Source organism: Methylobacterium planeticum (assembly GCF_008806345.1).
Lineage (GTDB): Bacteria > Pseudomonadota > Alphaproteobacteria > Rhizobiales > Beijerinckiaceae > Methylobacterium > Methylobacterium planeticum.
In genome coordinates this window covers 136,351-152,421 of record NZ_VZZJ01000007.1, presented here as the reverse complement: position 1 = coordinate 152,421, position 16,071 = coordinate 136,351, and the positions used below count along the sequence as shown (strand labels likewise).

At 70.1% G+C, this 16,071-nt stretch carries 17 protein-coding genes; 14 read left to right on the top strand and 3 right to left on the bottom strand.

Annotated features, from left to right (window positions below; translation table 11 throughout):
• Nucleotides 1-328 precede the first annotated feature (328 nt).
• Complete coding sequence (locus F6X51_RS10980; RefSeq protein WP_150963500.1) at nucleotides 329-583, bottom strand: hypothetical protein; 255 nt, start codon at nucleotides 581-583, stop codon at nucleotides 329-331.
• Nucleotides 584-961: 378 nt separating this feature from the next.
• On the opposite strand from F6X51_RS10980, the gene F6X51_RS10975 reads away from it, so the two are divergent.
• Complete coding sequence (locus F6X51_RS10975) at nucleotides 962-1,663, top strand: sigma-70 family RNA polymerase sigma factor (protein WP_150963498.1); 702 nt, start codon at nucleotides 962-964, stop codon at nucleotides 1,661-1,663.
• Nucleotides 1,664-1,720: 57 nt separating this feature from the next.
• Here the strand turns inward: F6X51_RS10975 and F6X51_RS10970 are convergent, their stop codons facing one another.
• Nucleotides 1,721-2,752 carry an aldo/keto reductase gene (locus F6X51_RS10970; RefSeq protein ID WP_150963496.1) on the bottom strand — a complete coding sequence of 344 codons (1,032 nt, stop codon included), beginning with the start codon at nucleotides 2,750-2,752 and terminating at the stop codon, nucleotides 1,721-1,723.
• A gap of 510 nt (nucleotides 2,753-3,262) precedes the next feature.
• On the opposite strand from F6X51_RS10970, the gene F6X51_RS10965 reads away from it, so the two are divergent.
• The 6 genes from F6X51_RS10965 to F6X51_RS10940 all read left to right on the top strand — a co-directional run bounded on the left by F6X51_RS10965 (nucleotide 3,263) and on the right by F6X51_RS10940 (nucleotide 8,185).
• Nucleotides 3,263-3,817 carry a SiaB family protein kinase gene (locus tag F6X51_RS10965; RefSeq protein WP_150963494.1) on the top strand — a complete coding sequence of 185 codons (555 nt, stop codon included), beginning with the start codon at nucleotides 3,263-3,265 and terminating at the stop codon, nucleotides 3,815-3,817.
• A 14-nt stretch (nucleotides 3,818-3,831) separates the two neighbouring features.
• Nucleotides 3,832-4,221, top strand: a complete 390-nt coding sequence (locus tag F6X51_RS10960) for a DUF1987 domain-containing protein (RefSeq protein WP_150963492.1) — start codon at nucleotides 3,832-3,834, stop codon at nucleotides 4,219-4,221.
• Nucleotides 4,218-5,063: a GGDEF domain-containing protein gene (locus F6X51_RS10955; RefSeq protein WP_150963490.1), complete on the top strand. Its 846-nt coding sequence runs from the start codon at nucleotides 4,218-4,220 to the stop codon at nucleotides 5,061-5,063. Before F6X51_RS10960 ends, F6X51_RS10955 begins: the two co-directional genes overlap by 4 nt.
• Complete coding sequence (locus tag F6X51_RS10950) at nucleotides 5,060-6,736, top strand: SpoIIE family protein phosphatase (RefSeq protein WP_191970073.1); 1,677 nt, start codon at nucleotides 5,060-5,062, stop codon at nucleotides 6,734-6,736. Before F6X51_RS10955 ends, F6X51_RS10950 begins: the two co-directional genes overlap by 4 nt.
• A gap of 74 nt (nucleotides 6,737-6,810) precedes the next feature.
• The gene (locus tag F6X51_RS10945) at nucleotides 6,811-7,476 is read left to right on the top strand and encodes a class I SAM-dependent methyltransferase (protein WP_150963488.1); all 666 of its coding nucleotides are present in this window, start codon (nucleotides 6,811-6,813) and stop codon (nucleotides 7,474-7,476) included.
• Between the two features lie 160 nt (nucleotides 7,477-7,636).
• Nucleotides 7,637-8,185, top strand: coding sequence for a formaldehyde-activating enzyme (locus tag F6X51_RS10940; RefSeq protein WP_150963486.1), 549 nt, complete (start codon nucleotides 7,637-7,639; stop codon nucleotides 8,183-8,185).
• A gap of 43 nt (nucleotides 8,186-8,228) precedes the next feature.
• On the opposite strand, the gene F6X51_RS10935 is transcribed toward F6X51_RS10940, so the two are convergent.
• On the bottom strand, nucleotides 8,229-8,624 hold the full coding sequence (locus F6X51_RS10935) for a response regulator (protein ID WP_150963484.1): 396 nt from the start codon (nucleotides 8,622-8,624) through the stop codon (nucleotides 8,229-8,231).
• 473 nt (nucleotides 8,625-9,097) lie between these two features.
• Here F6X51_RS10935 and F6X51_RS10930 point away from each other — a divergent pair, with 473 nt between their 5' ends.
• The 7 genes from F6X51_RS10930 (at nucleotide 9,098) to F6X51_RS10900 (ending at nucleotide 15,953) form a co-directional block, all read left to right on the top strand.
• Nucleotides 9,098-9,853, top strand: a complete 756-nt coding sequence (locus F6X51_RS10930) for an ABC transporter ATP-binding protein (RefSeq protein WP_150963482.1) — start codon at nucleotides 9,098-9,100, stop codon at nucleotides 9,851-9,853.
• Nucleotides 9,846-10,595 carry an ABC transporter ATP-binding protein gene (locus tag F6X51_RS10925; RefSeq protein WP_150963480.1) on the top strand — a complete coding sequence of 250 codons (750 nt, stop codon included), beginning with the start codon at nucleotides 9,846-9,848 and terminating at the stop codon, nucleotides 10,593-10,595. The genes F6X51_RS10930 and F6X51_RS10925 overlap by 8 nt, the downstream gene beginning before the upstream one ends.
• Nucleotides 10,596-10,727: 132 nt before the next feature.
• Nucleotides 10,728-11,942, top strand: coding sequence for an ABC transporter substrate-binding protein (locus tag F6X51_RS10920; RefSeq protein WP_150963477.1), 1,215 nt, complete (start codon nucleotides 10,728-10,730; stop codon nucleotides 11,940-11,942).
• A gap of 116 nt (nucleotides 11,943-12,058) precedes the next feature.
• Nucleotides 12,059-12,946, top strand: coding sequence for a branched-chain amino acid ABC transporter permease (locus tag F6X51_RS10915; protein WP_150963475.1), 888 nt, complete (start codon nucleotides 12,059-12,061; stop codon nucleotides 12,944-12,946).
• A 32-nt stretch (nucleotides 12,947-12,978) separates the two neighbouring features.
• On the top strand, nucleotides 12,979-13,968 hold the full coding sequence (locus F6X51_RS10910) for a branched-chain amino acid ABC transporter permease (RefSeq protein WP_150963473.1): 990 nt from the start codon (nucleotides 12,979-12,981) through the stop codon (nucleotides 13,966-13,968).
• A 13-nt stretch (nucleotides 13,969-13,981) separates the two neighbouring features.
• On the top strand, nucleotides 13,982-14,749 hold the full coding sequence (locus tag F6X51_RS10905) for an SDR family NAD(P)-dependent oxidoreductase (RefSeq protein WP_150963471.1): 768 nt from the start codon (nucleotides 13,982-13,984) through the stop codon (nucleotides 14,747-14,749).
• 16 nt (nucleotides 14,750-14,765) lie between these two features.
• The gene (locus tag F6X51_RS10900; RefSeq protein WP_150963470.1) at nucleotides 14,766-15,953 is read left to right on the top strand and encodes an acetyl-CoA C-acyltransferase; all 1,188 of its coding nucleotides are present in this window, start codon (nucleotides 14,766-14,768) and stop codon (nucleotides 15,951-15,953) included.
• Nucleotides 15,954-16,071: the final 118 nt, after the last annotated feature.

Below are 16,071 nucleotides of genomic sequence, written 5' to 3'. Positions count from 1 at the left end.
CGTTCGAAGCCGATCGGAACCGGAGCGCGATGGTGCGCCGCACAGCAGCCGCGATGCTCAGTCGATAGGGTTAATAATCGGTTAACACCCAGTTGAGGCGGCAGGATCGCGCTGGCTCGATCGCCGGGACACCGGTCGCGAGCGGGCGAGATTTGGTGGAACCGACGAGATTGCCCTACCGGCCCGGATCATGACATCGCGCAGCGCCGGAGATCGGTTGAAGGTAAGCGCAGACCAATGCAATGCGAGCGATCAGATCGCCGCTTGTCTGGGCATCGACGCCATCACTGGCCCGCGGGACTGGATCAGGCGACCCGGGCGATCCCGATCAGAGGCGGCTCAGCCAGGACGGGCGGTAATACGGCTCCGGCCGGTAGCAGACATAGCCGTAGGGCCCATACCAGCGCCGTCCGACGCGGCAGGGCGGGAGGGCGGCCCGGCAGCCGCCGAAGCAGCCCGGCGCCGGGAGAACGTGGACGGGTGCGGCCGCTGGCGCCACCTGCGCCTCCGCGCGCGCCGGGGTGAAGGCGGTAAGGCCGGCGCCGAGGGCGATCATGGGCCCGAGCATCGCGAGGTGCCGCATGGCAGACCCTCCTTGTCGTCAAGCAGAAGAGCGCCGCCCGCAATGCCGGGCCGCGCATGCGAAGCTCAACGGGCGGGCTGTGCCGGAGTTCAGTCTCGGCGCCCCAGCGGTAACTACTGAGCGCTCCGTTCGCCTCCGGGCGAGCGCCGTTCCGGTTCCGCTCTGTGCGCTATGCACACGCTCGTGGCGGGGTTTCAGCCAGCCGTCCGCACCCTGTCGGCGGCGACCGATCGGTCGGGCACGCGGCCGGTCCGTCGGGCCACCGGGCGGCGCGCAGGCATCGAGAGACGATTTTGTTCACCATGGTCCAATCGTTCAAGAGGCGTTCAAGTTAGAACCTCTTAAAAGTGACGGATCCTCGCTTTCCACGGATACCTCATGACGCGAAACGCAGCACCGGACATCGGCGATCGAGACGCCGGCGAGATCGATGTCGCCGTCGTCGTCCGGGATCACCTCGGGGGTCAGCTCCAGGCCTATTTCGGCGATGCGCTGACGGAGGCGGTGCCGGAGCGGCTCCTCGGCCTGCTCGCGCGGTTCGAGGCGATCCTGGCGGAGCGCGGCGAGCGGGTCTCGAAGGATTTTCGCGCCGGCCTGATGAGCGCGCTGCCGGCGCTGCGCACGTTCGGGTTCTCGCTCACCGGGGATGGCACGCGCACGGATGATCTGGTTCAGGAGACCCTGGTCAAGGCCTGGGCCAACCAGCACCGCTTCCAGCCGGGCTCGAACATGATCGCCTGGCTCTTCACCATCATGCGCAACCAGTTCTACTCGGAGATCCGCAAGGCCAAGCGCGAGGTCGAGGACGCCGACGGTGCCCACGCGGCGCGCCTCACCGCGCGACCCGAACAGGACGACGTCATCGCCCTCAAGCGCCTTTACACGACCCTCGCCAAGGTCCCGGCGGCACAGCGCGAGGCGCTCCTCCTCGTCGGAGCCGAGGGCTATACCTACGAGGAGGCCGCGAGCCGGCTCCAGTGTCAGGTCGGCACCGTGAAGAGCCGTGTCAGCCGGGCGCGGACGCATCTCGCCGGGCTGCTCGGCTTCGACGACGCGCACGCGGCAGCCGAGGGGCTCTGAACCGGAGCCTTACGCCCGGCCCGCGCCCGCCCGACCCTGCGCGCGGCGCCGGCCGGGTCACCAGACGGTCGGCTTCGGGTTGCGCGCGTCGAATCCCTTCTGGTGCCAGTAGGGATAGGTCGGCGTCTCCTGGCTCGCCGCGTCGAGGCGCGCGACCTGATCCTGGCTCAGAGACCAGCCCACCGCCCCGAGATTCTGCCGGAGCTGCTCCTCGTTGCGAGCGCCGACGACGATGTTGGCGACGGTCGGCCGGCTGAGCAGCCAGTTGAGTGCGACCTGCGCGACGCTCCGACCGGTCTCGGCCGCAACCGCGTCGAGGGCGTCGACCACACCGAACAGGTATTCGTCCGAGACCGGGGGGCCGCCCTCCGCGCCGCCGGAGGCGATGCGCCCGCCCTGGGCCGACTGGCCGCGGCGGATCTTGCCCGTGAGGCGACCCCAGCCGAGCGGGCTCCACACCATCAGGGCGACGCCCTGGTCGAGGCCGAGCGGCATCAGCTCCCACTCGTAGTGGCGTCCGATCAGCGAGTAGTAGCCCTGGTAGGCCACGTAGCGGGCGAGCCCGTGGCGCTCCGATGTGGAGAGCGCCTTCATCAGCTGCCAGCCGGAGAAGTTCGAGGCGCCGATATAGCCGATCTTGCCCGCGGTCACGAGGTCGTCGAGGGCGCGCAGGGTCTCGTCGACCGGCGTCAGCGCGTCGAAGCCGTGCATGAAGTAGACGTCGAGATGGTCGGTGCCGAGACGCCGCAGGCTCGCCTCGCAGGCGCGCACCAGATGATAGCGCGAGGACCCGGTCTCGTTGGGCCCCTCCCCGACCGGGAACGTCGCCTTGGTGGAGATCAGCGCCTGGTTGCGCCGGCCCTTGAGGGCCTGGCCCAGGATCTCCTCCGAGGCGCCCTGCGAGTAGATGTCGGCCGTGTCGAAGAAGTTGACCCCCGCCTCGAGGCAGAGATCGACGAGGCGGCTCGCTTCCGCGACGTCCGTCTGTCCCCACCGCTGGAAGAATTCATTGGTGCCCCCGAAGGTGCCGGTCCCGAAACTGAGGACAGGCACCTTGAGGCCGGATCGCCCGAACTGCCGGTATTCCATCGGATCCTCGCTCTGTCTGAAACGGCGGTCGGCGCCGGCCGGACGCCCGGGCCGGCACCGATCGCCGCGGCGCTCCCCTGCGCGCAAGTCTTAGGCGCGGAACCTGCCCCGGCAACCCGCCTCCGGCGCCGCGCGGGGCGGGCCTGGCCTGCGTCGAACGCTTCCGGCGCCCCGCGGGGCTGGGGCTTTGCGCCGAACCGCTCGGCGGATCCGGCGCGGGCGGCCGGCGCCGGACGATCGGGCGCGGTTGTCCGATGCGACGCCCTCGGGCCCACGATGGCCCGTGCCGGGCGGGGCGGGGCGCGATGCCTTGCAAAGACCAAATCGCGTGCATCTTGCGCGAAAAATAAGCCGGCCGGCCACCTAGTCAGAATTCCTGCTCAGGTTGAATGTCCTCCCCAGCGTAACCGGAAGTAAGACTCTGTTGATGCTTCCGCCTGTAAGCCTGCAGGGGCCTGATCGAATCTGTTGCCGGGAGCGGTCGATCGCGTTCCCGGCCAGGAGGCCCCCGTGCTCGCCCAAGATTTCATGTCCTTCCATGAGGCGTCGAAGCGCAACGGCGTGATCCTGTCCTTCGGCGGGGACCTCTCGGAGAGCGTCCTGTTCTCCCTCGGCGAAGTCCTGAAGCTGCGGATGCAGCAGGACGACACCGATGCCAGCGTCGCCAAGCGGGTCTTCTCGATCTTCGTCGAGCAGGCCCAGAACATCATCCGCTACTCCGCCGACAAGGTCGTGCCGGCCGAGAAGCCCGCCGCCCGGTGGATCAGCGGCGGGATGATCGCGGTCGGCACCGAGGGCGGGCGTTTCTTCGTGGTCTGCGGCAACGAGGTCGGCCAGGGCGAGGTCACGGGCCTGCGCGAGCGCCTCGACCACATCACCGCCCTGAGCAGCGAGGAGCTGAAGCGCTTCTATCGCGAGAAGCTGCGCCAGCCGCCGGACGAGGGCAGCCTCGGCGGCAGCATCGGCCTGATCGAGATCGCGCGGCGGGCGAGCGCTCCGGTGGAGTACGATTTTCAGACGATCAACGCCGACCGCAGCCTGTTCTGCCTCAAAGCCTACATCTGAGGGAGAGGGCACCGATGAACCGCATCCAGCTTCCCGGCACCGATCGCTCACCGGAGGTCGATTTCGATTTCGCCAGCGGCCGCTTCGTCCTGCGCGGAGAATCCTACCCGGAGGACGCGGCTGCGTTCTTCGGGCCGCTGCTGCAATCCCTGCGCAGCTACCTGAGCGCCTCGGACGCGGCTCCCATCACCTTCGAGGTCGGCCTCGCCTATTTCAACTCGTCGAGCGCCAAGGCCCTGATGAACCTGTTCATGCCGCTGGAGGACGCGGCCGCCGACGGGCGCCCGGTCATCGTGCGCTGGCTCTACGCGGACGGCGACGACACGATCGAGGAGGCGGGCGAGGACTTCGCCGCCGATTTCGACCACGCCTGCTTCGAGATGGTGAAGGAAGCCCGGGTATGAAGACCCGGCGCGCCGCCGCCGCGGAGATCGAGCGGGCCGCGGCGACGGACGCCTTCAGCCTGTTCGACAACGAGGAGGCGATCCTCGGCCGGACCGAGGTGATGCTGGCGCGCCTCGCCGAGGTCGCCGAGGGGGTCCAGGAACTGGCCGGCGCCTATCGTCGGGGCTACCGCGAGCAGCGCCGCCTCGTGCGCCTGAGCGACCGCATGCAGGGCGACCTGCAGCGGGCCAACCTGCGCCTCGCCGACCAGCAGCGCGACCTGCAATCGCTGAACGAGGCGCTCTCCGGCGAGATCGAGCACCGCACCCGCCTCGAGGCCGAGTTGCGCCGGCTCGCCGACACCGACCACCTCACCGGTGCGCTGACGCGCCGGCGCTTCCTCGAGATCAGCGAGCGCGAGTGGCTGCGCACCGCGCACAGCCGGAACCCGGCCTGCCTGCTGATGCTCGACCTCGACCGCTTCAAGATGATCAACGACACGATGGGCCACGGGGCGGGCGATGCCGCCCTCGTCGCCTTCGTGGAGATCTGCCGCAGCAACCTCCACTCCCTCGATGCGCTCGGCCGCATGGGCGGCGAGGAATTCGCGATCCTGCTGACCGACACCGACGCGTCCGCCGGGATGCTCGTGGCGGAGCGCCTGCGCGCGGCCGTCGCGGCCACGCCGATCGCGGCCGGTCAGCGGCCGGTGGCCATCACGGTCAGCGTCGGGCTCGCGGCCTTCCGGCCCGGCGAGCCCCTCGCCGACGCCCTTCGGCGCGCCGACGCGGCGCTCTACGCGGCCAAGAACGCCGGCCGCAACGGCGTGCGCGGCGAGGTCGAGGATCAGGTACCCCGATGATCGAACCGGCCCCGCCCCCCGCCCCGCGCCGCGGGGGCGCCCTGCGCGGCGCCGGCCCGATGCGCGGCGGGGACGTGCTGTCCCGGCTCGGCTTCGCGGATGTGACGGCCGACGAGGCCCGGGCCGCCGGCACGATGAAGCCCGGGGCTCTGCGCGGCTCGGCCCGCGGGCGCGACCTCGACAGCCTCGCCCACACCCTGTTCCTGCGCATCTACCCGGTGATCGCCGCGGTGGTGCTGCTGACGCAGGTCGGCATCGCCTGGGTGAACTATAACGACCAGTTCCGGCTCTACACGGACCGCGCCAACCTGCTGGCGAGCCTCACGGCCGCGACCCTCGCGCGGGCGGAAGGGCGCCTGAACGCCGAGACCGCCAGGCCCCAGCTCCAATCCCTCTCCCTCGATCCGGCCTTCCGCTACGCGGCATTGCGGGATGCCGAAGGGCACCTCGTGGCGAGCGCCGGCGAATTGCCGCGGGGCCGCAACTGGGACCTCGTCCAGGTTTCCGCCGAGCTGACGCGGGCGGGCGAGAGCCCGGCGCTCGGCAGCCTCACGGTGACGCTCTCGGCGGTGGAGCTGCGGAGCAACGCCGAGAAGCAGGCCATGCTGGCGCTCGGCACGAGCCTCGTCCTGATGCTCGCCTTCGTGGTGACGCTGCACGCCAACGTGCGCGGGCATGTCCTCGCCCCGCTGAAGCGGCTTCTGACGGCGATGCGCGAGGTCGAGCACAAGCGTTGGGCGACCGTCGACCTCGGGGGCGCCTACCGCGCCAGCAACGAGATCGACGTGATCACCTCGGCCTTCAACCGCATGGTCGAAGGGCTGCGGACCGGCGACGAGGCCAAGCTGCTCCTGCAGGAGCTCGAGGCCGCCCACACCAAGCTCGAACACGCGAACCGTCTGGTGATCGAGAGCATCGGCTACGCCCGTCGCATCCAGGCCTCGGTCCTGCCGGAGCGGACGGCTCTGGCGGGAGCCGGCGTCGATGTGGCGGTGCTGTGGGAGCCGCTGCACCTCGTCGGCGGCGACTATTTCTGGCTGGAGGAGATCGACGGCCTCAGCATCGTGGCGGTGGCCGATTGCACCGGCCACGGCGTGCCCGGCGCCTTCCTGACGCTGATCGTGGCGACGGCCCTCGACCGGCTCCTGCACGAGCGCGGCCTGCGCTCGCCGGCCGAGATTCTGGCGGGTCTCGACCAGATGGTGCGGGCGCAGCTCCGCCAGGACGGGCGCGGCGCCGAATCCGACGACGGGCTCGATTGCGGCATCTGCGTCTGGGATCCCAAGACCCGAACCCTGCGCTTCGCCGGTGCCGGCCTCGCCCTCACCGCCATCACGGACGGGCAGGCGTCGCGCATCCGCAGCGGGCGCCGCGGCCTCGGCTATCCCCGGACCGGCCGCGAGGCGCTGCCGGAGACCGACATCGTCATCCCGGTCGTGCCCGGCGCCACCTTCTACCTGATGACCGACGGCATCACGGACCAGATGGGCCTGCCCGCACCCGAAGCACCGCCCCGGCTGATCGGTCAGCGCGCCGTGGCCGAGCAGCTCCTTGCCACCGCGACGCTGCCCCTGTCCGAGCAGGTCTCCGCCCTCGAGGCGCACCTGGCCGCCTATCGCGGCGGCGAGACCCGGCGGGACGACATGACCCTGGTGGTTTTCCGCCCGAGCTGAAGGCCGGCGACGCGGGCGGCGCTAGCGTAAAGAAGCGCTTAACTCGCTCGCTTTGCGGTAGTAGAAGCCGCAAGATGCAGGCACCGAACCTCTCGACCCACGCAGGACAGGCGATCTACGCGCCGAGAACGCTCGCGCTCTACGATCTCGTCGTGCTGCGCCTGTCCAACCCGCTGATCTGGCACTGCCCGACCCAGCGAATACTGAACCTCTACGATCAGCATGCCACCGACAGCCATCTCGACGTCGGCGTCGGCACGGGCTGGTACCTCGACCGCTGCCGCTTCCCGGTGCCCGAGCCGCGCATCGGCCTCCTCGACCTCAACCCGGATTCCCTCGCCGCCGCCGCGAAGCGGATCGCGCGCTACCGGCCGCAGACCTTCCGGGCCGACGTGCTTGAGCCGCTGTCGCTCCCGGCGACGCCGTTCCGGTCGATCAGCCTGACCTACCTGCTGCATTGCCTGCCCGGCGACATCACCCGGAAGGGCGCGGTGTTCGATCATTTGGCGCCGCTCCTCTGGTCGGGCGGCACGATGTTCGGTGCGACGCTCCTGTCGGACGGCGTCGAGCGCTCCGGCCCGGCCCGGGCCCTGATGCGGCTCTACAACCGCAAGGGCGTCTTCGCGAACGAGGCGGACAGCCTGGGCGGATTGCGGCGCGTGCTGGAGCGGCGCTTCCGGCAGGTCGAGCTGGAGGTGGTGGGCTGCGCCGCGCTCTTCGTCGCCCGCGACCTGCGCTGAGCGCGGCCCCGGCATCCTCCGGGGCTCGCAACGCCACACGCGTCGCCTGATCGCGCCCCGCGCACTGGTGCCTCGGGCGGCCTGTCGCTAAGACCCGCTCGGAGCCGGCCTCCGCCGCATCCGCGGCAGGGACCGGGAACCGACACGACGGAGCGGACCCATGAGCGAGCGCATCATCCTGCGAGCCGGCGAGGCCCTGGTGGCGGGCGGACCGCCGAACACCGCCTCCGAGCCCGAGGTGATCATCGGCGAGCTCGACGGGCCGGTCGGCACCGCGCTCGCGACGCTGACCGGCGATCAGGTCGTCGGCCACAGCCGCGTCTTCGCGCTTCTCAACACCGACATCATGGTCCGGCCGGTGACGCTCTGCGTCTCGAAGGTCAGCGTCGAGACCGCGAAATACACCTCGATCCTGATGGGCACCGTGCAGTTCGCCATCGCCAACGGCGTCCTCGACGCCGTGCGCGCGGGCTACATCCCGAAGGAGAAGGCCAACGATCTCGGGATCATCTGCTCGGTCTGGCTCAGCCCCGGCGTGATCGAGGCCGAGACCGTCGACCACAAGGCGCTGTTCGAGATCCAGCGCAAGGGCATGACGGAGGCGATCCGGAAGGCGATGACGAACGAGCCCTCGATCGACTGGCTGCTCGAGAACCAGGACAGGATCGTGCACAAATACTATCAGATGGGCCTCGACGGGAAGATCTGAGGCGTCATCCGGACGGCTCCGCCTGCGGGTCGGCGGCGCGGCATCAGGCGACGAGCGGGTCGGGATGACGCACGGCCCGGTGCGCCTGCATCAGGACGTCGAGCGGCAGCCACGCCTTCGGCATGTGGACCGCGTCCGCGGGCAGCCGCAGGCCGCCGCATTCCGGGGCGGAGGTCACGACGAGGCGCACGGCCGGCCAGAGCTTTCCGACCGCCCGCGCCAGTTCGACGCCGTTCATCTCGCCGGCGAGCGAGAAGCCCGTGAACAGCATCGCGATATCGTCGCCGCACCTCTGCAGCACCTCGACGGCGGCCTCGCCGCTCGCGCAGGTGATCACGTCGAGTTCCGTCTCCTCGAGCAGCGCCACGGCGCGGGCCCGGGCGGCGGCATCGGTGTCGACCACGAGGGCCATCGGTGCCGTGTGCGTAACCTTCCGCATCGTTACTCTTCCCTCCCGGCTTCGCAGCCTCTGAGCGTGCCTCGACCTGTCGCGCCTCGCGCCCTGCCGGCTCCCGCGCCGCGGCCGGGTGCCGGGACACGGATTTCCGAACTGCGAGCACGTGCCGCCGGTCCGCCCGCGCCTGGGCAGCCATCCGGCGATGCGGGCTCGATCCTTCCGATCGGCGGTTTGATCCGAGGCAGCCTGTATGGAGTCGAACGATCTCGGACGCGGATGGTTTCAGGCGCGGACGGGATCGGGTTCCGGGAGCGGCATCGGAATCCTGACATTTGCACCGCTTCCCTCAGCCGCCGATCCCCCGGACGCCTTGCAGCCCGTGTTGTGATGCAGCACTCTCCCGGCGCCGGCGAGACACGATGCCGGCCCAACAAGAAATGTCGCCGCGAGAATACGGCCGCCCAAGGGTGAGCGAGAACAACAAGCGCGCAAGCGGCGCGGCAACGGGAGGAACGATGAGCGACATCGCTCTGGAAACAGACGACCTGACCATGGAATTCAAGGGCTTCCGTGCCGTGAACGGAGTGGCCCTGCGTGTCCGTCGCGGAAGCATCCACGCGCTGATCGGCCCGAACGGGGCCGGCAAGACGACTTGCTTCAATCTCCTGACGAAGTTCCTCACGCCGACGGCCGGCTCGATCCGCTACAACGGCCGGGACATCACCCGCGCCAAGCCGGCGGACGTGGCCCGGCTCGGACTGGTGCGCTCCTTCCAGATCTCGGCGGTGTTCCCGCACCTCACCGTGAAGGAGAACGTCCGCATCGCGCTGCAGCGGCACAAGCGCGGCGACAGCTTCGACTTCTGGCGCTCGGAGCGCGTGCTGCGGGCCCTCGACGCGGAGGCGCTCGCCCTGGTCGAGGCCGTCGGCCTCTCGTCCTTCGCCGACACCCTGGCGGTCGAGCTGTCCTACGGCCGCAAGCGCGCCCTGGAAATCGCCACGACGCTCGCGCTCGATCCCGAGATGCTGCTCCTCGACGAGCCGATGGCCGGGATGGGCCGCGAGGACGTCGACCGGACCGCGGAGCTGATCCGACGGATCTCGAAGGACCGCACCATCCTGATGGTCGAGCACAATCTCTCGGTGGTCGCCTCGCTCTCGGACCACATCACCGTGCTGGCCCGCGGCAAGATCCTGGCCGAGGGCGACTACGCCACCGTCTCGAAGGACCCGCGGGTGGTCGAGGCCTATATCGGAGCCGGTCATGCCTGAATCCGCCCTCGCCGAGCGCGGAGCCGCCCCCGCTTCCGCCGCGGCGCCGAGCCTTGCCATCGAGGGCTTGGAGGGATGGTACGGCGAGAGCCACGTGCTGCACGGCATGCGCTTCGACGTGCGCCCCGGCGAGGTCGTGACCCTGCTCGGGCGCAACGGCGCGGGCAAGACCACGACGCTCCGGGCGATCATCGGCATCCTCGGCAGGCGGGCCGGCAGCATCCGCTACGACGGCGTCGAGACGATCCGCCTTTCCTCGCGGGCCATCGCGCGCCTCGGCATCGGCTACGTCCCGGAGGAGCGCGGCATCTTCTCCAGCCTCTCCGTCTACGAGAACCTGATGCTGCCGCCGCGGGTGAAGCCCGGCGGCATGACGGTGCCCGAGATCTACACCCTGTTCCCGAACCTGCAGGAGCGGGCGGCCAGCCAGGGCACGAAGCTCTCGGGCGGCGAGCAGCAGATGCTCGCCATCGGCCGGATCCTGCGCACGGGCGCCAAGCTCATCCTGCTCGACGAGCCGACGGAGGGCCTCGCCCCGGTCATCGTGCAGCAGATCGGGCATACCCTGGCGCGGCTCAAGAGCGAGGGCTACACGATCCTCCTCGTGGAGCAGAACTTCCGCTTCGCCCAGACCATCGCCGACCGCCATTTCGTTGTCGAACAGGGGCGGGTTGTCGATTGTATCCTGAATGCCGAGCTTGACGCCAATATCGGCAAACTGCACGCTTATCTCGGAGTGTAGCAGCTCCGGGGGCCGGCGGGCCTCATCGTCCGCCAGAGAAGATAAGAAGAGCCGCCTCACGGATCGTGCGAGCGACGGGCGTTCCTGCCCGTGCCATCGATCCGAAGACCATGCGGCGACAGGGAGTGGAACATGCTCAGAGGAATGCGGCTCGCCACGGCACTCGGCGTGCTGGTGGCAGGAAGCGTGGCCGCGCGCGCGGACGGCCCGGTCCCCGTCAAGATCGGCGTGCTGAACGACCGGTCCGGCGTCTACTCGGACATTTCCGGCGAGGGCTCCGTCGTCGCGGCCCGCATGGCGCTCGAGGATTTCAAGCCGGCCGATCACGGCCTCAAGGTCGAGATCGTCTCCGCCGACCACCAGAACAAGCCCGATGTCGGCTCCGCCATCGCCCGGCAATGGTACGACCGCGACGGCGTCGACGTGATCATGGACGTGGTCACCTCCTCGGTGGCGCTCGCGATCAACCAGGTGACGCGCGAGAAGAACAAGGTCCACATCAACTCGGGCGCCGGCAGCGCCGATCTCACCGGCTCGCAATGCACGCCGAACACCGTGCACTGGACCTACGACACCGCGGCCCTCGCCAACGGGACCGGCGGCGCCATGGTGAAGCGCGGCGGTGACACGTGGTTCTTCATCACGGCCGATTACGCCTTCGGCCAGGCGCTGCAGCGCGACACCTCGGCGGTCGTCACCAAGAACGGCGGCAAAGTCGTCGGCTCGGTGAAGACGCCCTTCCCGAATTCCGACTTCTCGTCCTTCCTGCTCCAGGCCCAGGCCTCGAAGGCCAAGGTGATCGGGCTCGCCAATGCCGGCGGCGATACCATCAACGCGGTCAAGCAGGCGGCCGAGTTCGGCATCACCGAGGGCGGGCAGGCGCTTGCCGGCCTCCTGATCTTCTCCTCCGACATCCACTCCCTGACCCCGAAGGTCGCGCAGGGCCTCGTCCTGACCGAGCCCTTCTACTGGGACCTGAACGACGCCACTCGGGCCTTCTCGGACCGCTTCTCCAAGCTCTTCGGCGGCAAGAAGCCCACGGCGGCCCAGGCCGGCGTCTACGCGGGCACGATCCACTACCTCAAGGCCGTCGAGGCCCTGAAATCGGCGAAGGACGGCGCGGCGACCGTCGCCAAGATGAAGGAACTGCCGACGGACGACCCGCTCTTCGGCAAGGGCGAGATCCGCCAGGACGGCCGCAAGATTCACGACATGTACCTGTTCGAGGTCAAGAAGCCCGGCGAATCGAAGGGCGAGTGGGACCTCTACAAGCTGCTCGCCACCATCCCGGGCAAGGAGGCCTTCCGTCCCCTCGCCGAGGGCGGCTGCCCGCTGGTCAAGGGCTGATCCCGGATCCCGGCCGGGTCGCGGGACCCGGCCGCCCGCATCGGCGGAACGAGGCGCAACCGAGCATGATGACGGCCCTGCCATGAGGATGATCCTCCCATGATGACGTTCCTCCCATGATGACGATCCTGGGCGTCCCGACCCAGGCGCTGTTCGGCCAGCTCCTCCTCGGGCTGATCAACGGCTCCTTCTACGCCCTGCTCTCGCTCGGGCTGGCGATCATCTTCGGCCTCCTGAACATCATCAACTTCGCCCACGGGGCGCAGTACATGATGGGCGCCTTCGTGGCCTGGATGCTGCTGAACTATGCCGGGCTCGGCTACTGGTGGGCGCTGATCCTCGCCCCGCTCGTGGTCGGGCTGTTCGGGGTGATCCTCGAGCGGCTCCTGATCGCGCGGCTGTACAAGCTCGACCACCTCTACGGCCTTCTCCTGACCTTCGGTCTCGCGTTGATCATCCAGGGCCTGTTCCGCCAGCAATACGGCGTGTCCGGCCTGCCCTACGCGATCCCGTCCGAGCTCTCCGGCGGCCAGCGCCTGCCCTTCATGTTCCTGCCGAACTACCGGGGCTGGATCGTCGCCTTCTCGCTCGTGATCTGCATCGTGACCTGGCTCGTCATCGAGAAGACGAAGCTCGGCGCGTACCTGCGCGCCGCCACCGAGAACCCGACCCTAGTCCAGGCCTTCGGGGTCAACGTGCCCCTCCTCCTGACGCTCACCTACGGCTTCGGCGTGGCGCTGGCGGCGCTGGCGGGCGTGCTCGCCGCGCCGGTCTACTCGGTGAACCCGAATATGGGCGCCGACATCATCATCGTGGTCTTCGCGGTCGTCGTCATCGGCGGGATGGGCTCGATCCTCGGCTCGATCCTGACCGGCTTCGCCCTCGGCCTCGTCGAGGGCCTGACCAAGGTCTTCTACCCGGAGGCCTCGGCCACCGCGATCTTCGTCATCATGGTGCTGGTGCTGCTGGTGAAGCCCGCCGGCCTGTTCGGCAAACCCGCGTGACGCCGCGCCCGACCCGCCCGAGGACCTGACCCATGGCCCACGCCGCCGCCCCGGTCGATGCCGCCCCGATCGCCGCCGCCCTCCCGGAGAGCCGGGACGCGAAGGCGCTGCACCGCATGGTCTTCATCGGCCTCGCGGTGCTCCTCGCCGTGCTGCCCTTCGGGCTCTACCCCGTCTTCCTGATGAAGGTGCTGTGCTTCGCGCTGTTCGCGCTGGCCTTCAACCTGCTGCTGGGCTACGGCGGCCTCCTGTCGTTCGGCCACGCCGCCTATTTCGGCATGGCGAGCTACGTCAGCGCCTACGCGGCCAAGAACTGGGGCGTCACGCCCGAGGTCGCGATCCTCGCCGGCACGCTCACCGCGGCGCTCCTCGGCCTCGCCTTCGGGGCCCTCGCGATCCGGCGCCAGGGCATCTACTTCTCGATGATCACCCTGGCGCTCGCCCAGATGGTGTTCTTCTTCTCGCTCCAGGCCAAGATGACCGGCGGCGAGGACGGCATCCAGGCGGTGCCGCGCGGGCGCCTGTTCGGGCTGATCGACCTCGCGGACGACCGGGTGCTCTACGTGCTGGTCGCGCTGATCTTCTTCGGCGGCCTGCTGCTGATCTACCGCATCATCCACTCGCCCTTCGGGCAGGTGCTCAAGGCCATCCGGGACAACGAGCCGCGGGCGATCTCCCTCGGCTACCGCACCACCCGCTACAAGCTCGCGGTCTTCGTGCTCTCGACAACGCTGGCGGGCCTCGCCGGCGCCACCAAGGCGATCGTGTTCCAGCTCGCCTCGCTGACCGACGTGCATTGGTCGATGTCCGGCGAGGTGGTCCTGATGACCCTCGTGGGCGGCATGGGCACGGTGTTCGGGCCCATCGCCGGCTCCTTCGTGATCGTCGCGATGGAGAACTACCTCGCCGAGTTCGGCGCCTGGGTGACGATCATCCAGGGCTGCGTCTTCGTGGTCTGCGTGCTCGTGTTCCGCGAGGGCGTCGTCGGACTCGTCGCGCGCAAGCTGAGAAAGCCGCTGTAGCGGCGGGAGACCGATGCGGATCGACGGCAGCAGCATCCTCGTCACCGGTGCGGCCTCGGGCCTCGGCGCCGCGGTGGCGCGGCACCTCGCCGGGCTCGGCGCCCGCCTCGTCCTGGCCGACCGCGACCGGGACGGCGCCACGGCCGTGGCCGACGCGCTCGGCCCGGCCGCCCGGGCCGTGCCCACCGACGTCACCAGCGAGGCCGAGGGGCGAGCCGCCGTCGCGGCCGCGGTCGAGGCCTTCGGCGGCCTCTCCGGCCTCGTGAACTGCGCCGGCGTCGCGGTGAGCGAGCGCGTGCTCGGGCGCTCCGGGCCGCACGCGCTCGAGAGCTTCGTCCGCACGGTGCAGATCAACCTCGTCGGCACCTTCAACATGATCCGCCTCGCGGCCGAGGCGATCGGCCGGAACGAGCCGGACGCGGGGGGCGAGCGCGGCGTCATCGTCAACACCGCCTCGATCGCGGCCTTCGACGGGCAGATCGGTCAGGCGGCCTACGCGGCCTCGAAGGGTGGCGTCGCCAGCATGACCCTGCCGCTGGCGCGCGAGCTCGCCCGCTTCGGCATCCGGGTCGTGACGATCGCCCCCGGCATCTTCGAGACGCCCATGATGGCGGCAATGACCGACGAGGTGAAGGCCTCGCTCGGCGCCGCCGTGCCGTTCCCGCCCCGTCTCGGGCGCCCGGCCGAGTACGCGGCCCTAGTGCAGCACGCCTGCGAGAACCCGATGCTCAACGGCGAGGTCATCCGCCTCGACGGCGCGCTCCGGATGGCGCCGCGCTAGGATGAGGGAGGACGACATGAGGCCGGATCCGATCGTCGTCGTGGGCGCCGCCCGCACCCCGATCGGCGCCCTGCAGGGCGCCTTCTCGGACCTGCCCGCGCCGCGTCTCGGCGCGGCTGCCATCGCGGCGGCCCTCGGCCGCGCCGGCCTCGCGCCGGAGGCGGTGGAGGAGGTGGTGTTCGGCTGCGTGCTCCCGGCCGGCCAGGGTCAGGCGCCCGCCCGCCAGGCCGCCCTCGGTGCCGGGCTTCCGCTCGGGGCGGGGGCCACCACGGTCAACAAGATGTGCGGCTCCGGCATGAAGGCCGTGATGCTCGCCCACGATGCCCTCGCGGTCGGCAGCGTCGGAGTGGCCGTGGCGGGCGGCATGGAGAGCATGACGAACGCCCCCTACCTGCTCGACCGGGCGCGCGCGGGCTACCGGATGGGCCACGGCACCATCCGGGACCACATGTTCCTCGATGGGCTGGAGGACGCCTACGACAAGGGCCGGCTGATGGGCACCTTCGCGGAGGATTGCGCCGAATCCTACCAGTTCAGCCGCGAGGCGCAGGATGCCTACGCGCTCGCCTCGCTGGCCCGCGCGCGGGACGCCGCCGCCTCCGGTCGCTTCCACGACGAGATCGTGCCCGTGACGGTCGGGTCCGGCAAGGCGGAGCGCGTGGTCGGCGAGGATGAGCAGCCGACGAAAGCCCGGCCCGACAAGATCCCGTCCCTGCGCCCCGCCTTCCGCGAGGGCGGCACCGTCACGGCCGCCAATGCCAGCTCGATCTCGGACGGGGCGGCGGCCCTCGTGCTGATGCGCCTCTCCGAGGCCGAGCGCCGGAGCCTGACGCCGCTCGCGGCGATCCGCGGGCACGCCTCGCACGCGCAGGCTCCGAGCCTCTTCACTACGGCCCCCGTCGGCGCCATGCGCAAGCTCCTAGAGCGGGTCGGCTGGGAGCCGGGCAAGGTCGATCTCTTCGAGGTGAACGAGGCCTTCGCGGTGGTCGCCATGGCGGCGATGCAGGATCTCGGACTGCCGCACGAGCGCGTCAACGTCCACGGCGGCGCCTGCGCGCTCGGCCACCCGATCGGGGCTTCGGGCGCGCGGATCCTCGTGACGCTGCTCGCCGCGCTCAAGACCCACGGGCTCGCCCGCGGCGTCGCGAGCCTCTGCATCGGCGGCGGCGAGGCGACGGCGGTCGCGGTGGAGCGGCTGCGCTAGCGGTTATCGCGCCGGGGCGGCTGCCGGCTCGGCGCGAGACGATGCGGCATGCCGAAGAGATCGGGAATGTCCCGTGTTCCATGGATCCCGGGAAAGCTTCCGGGACGCCGCCGGTCCT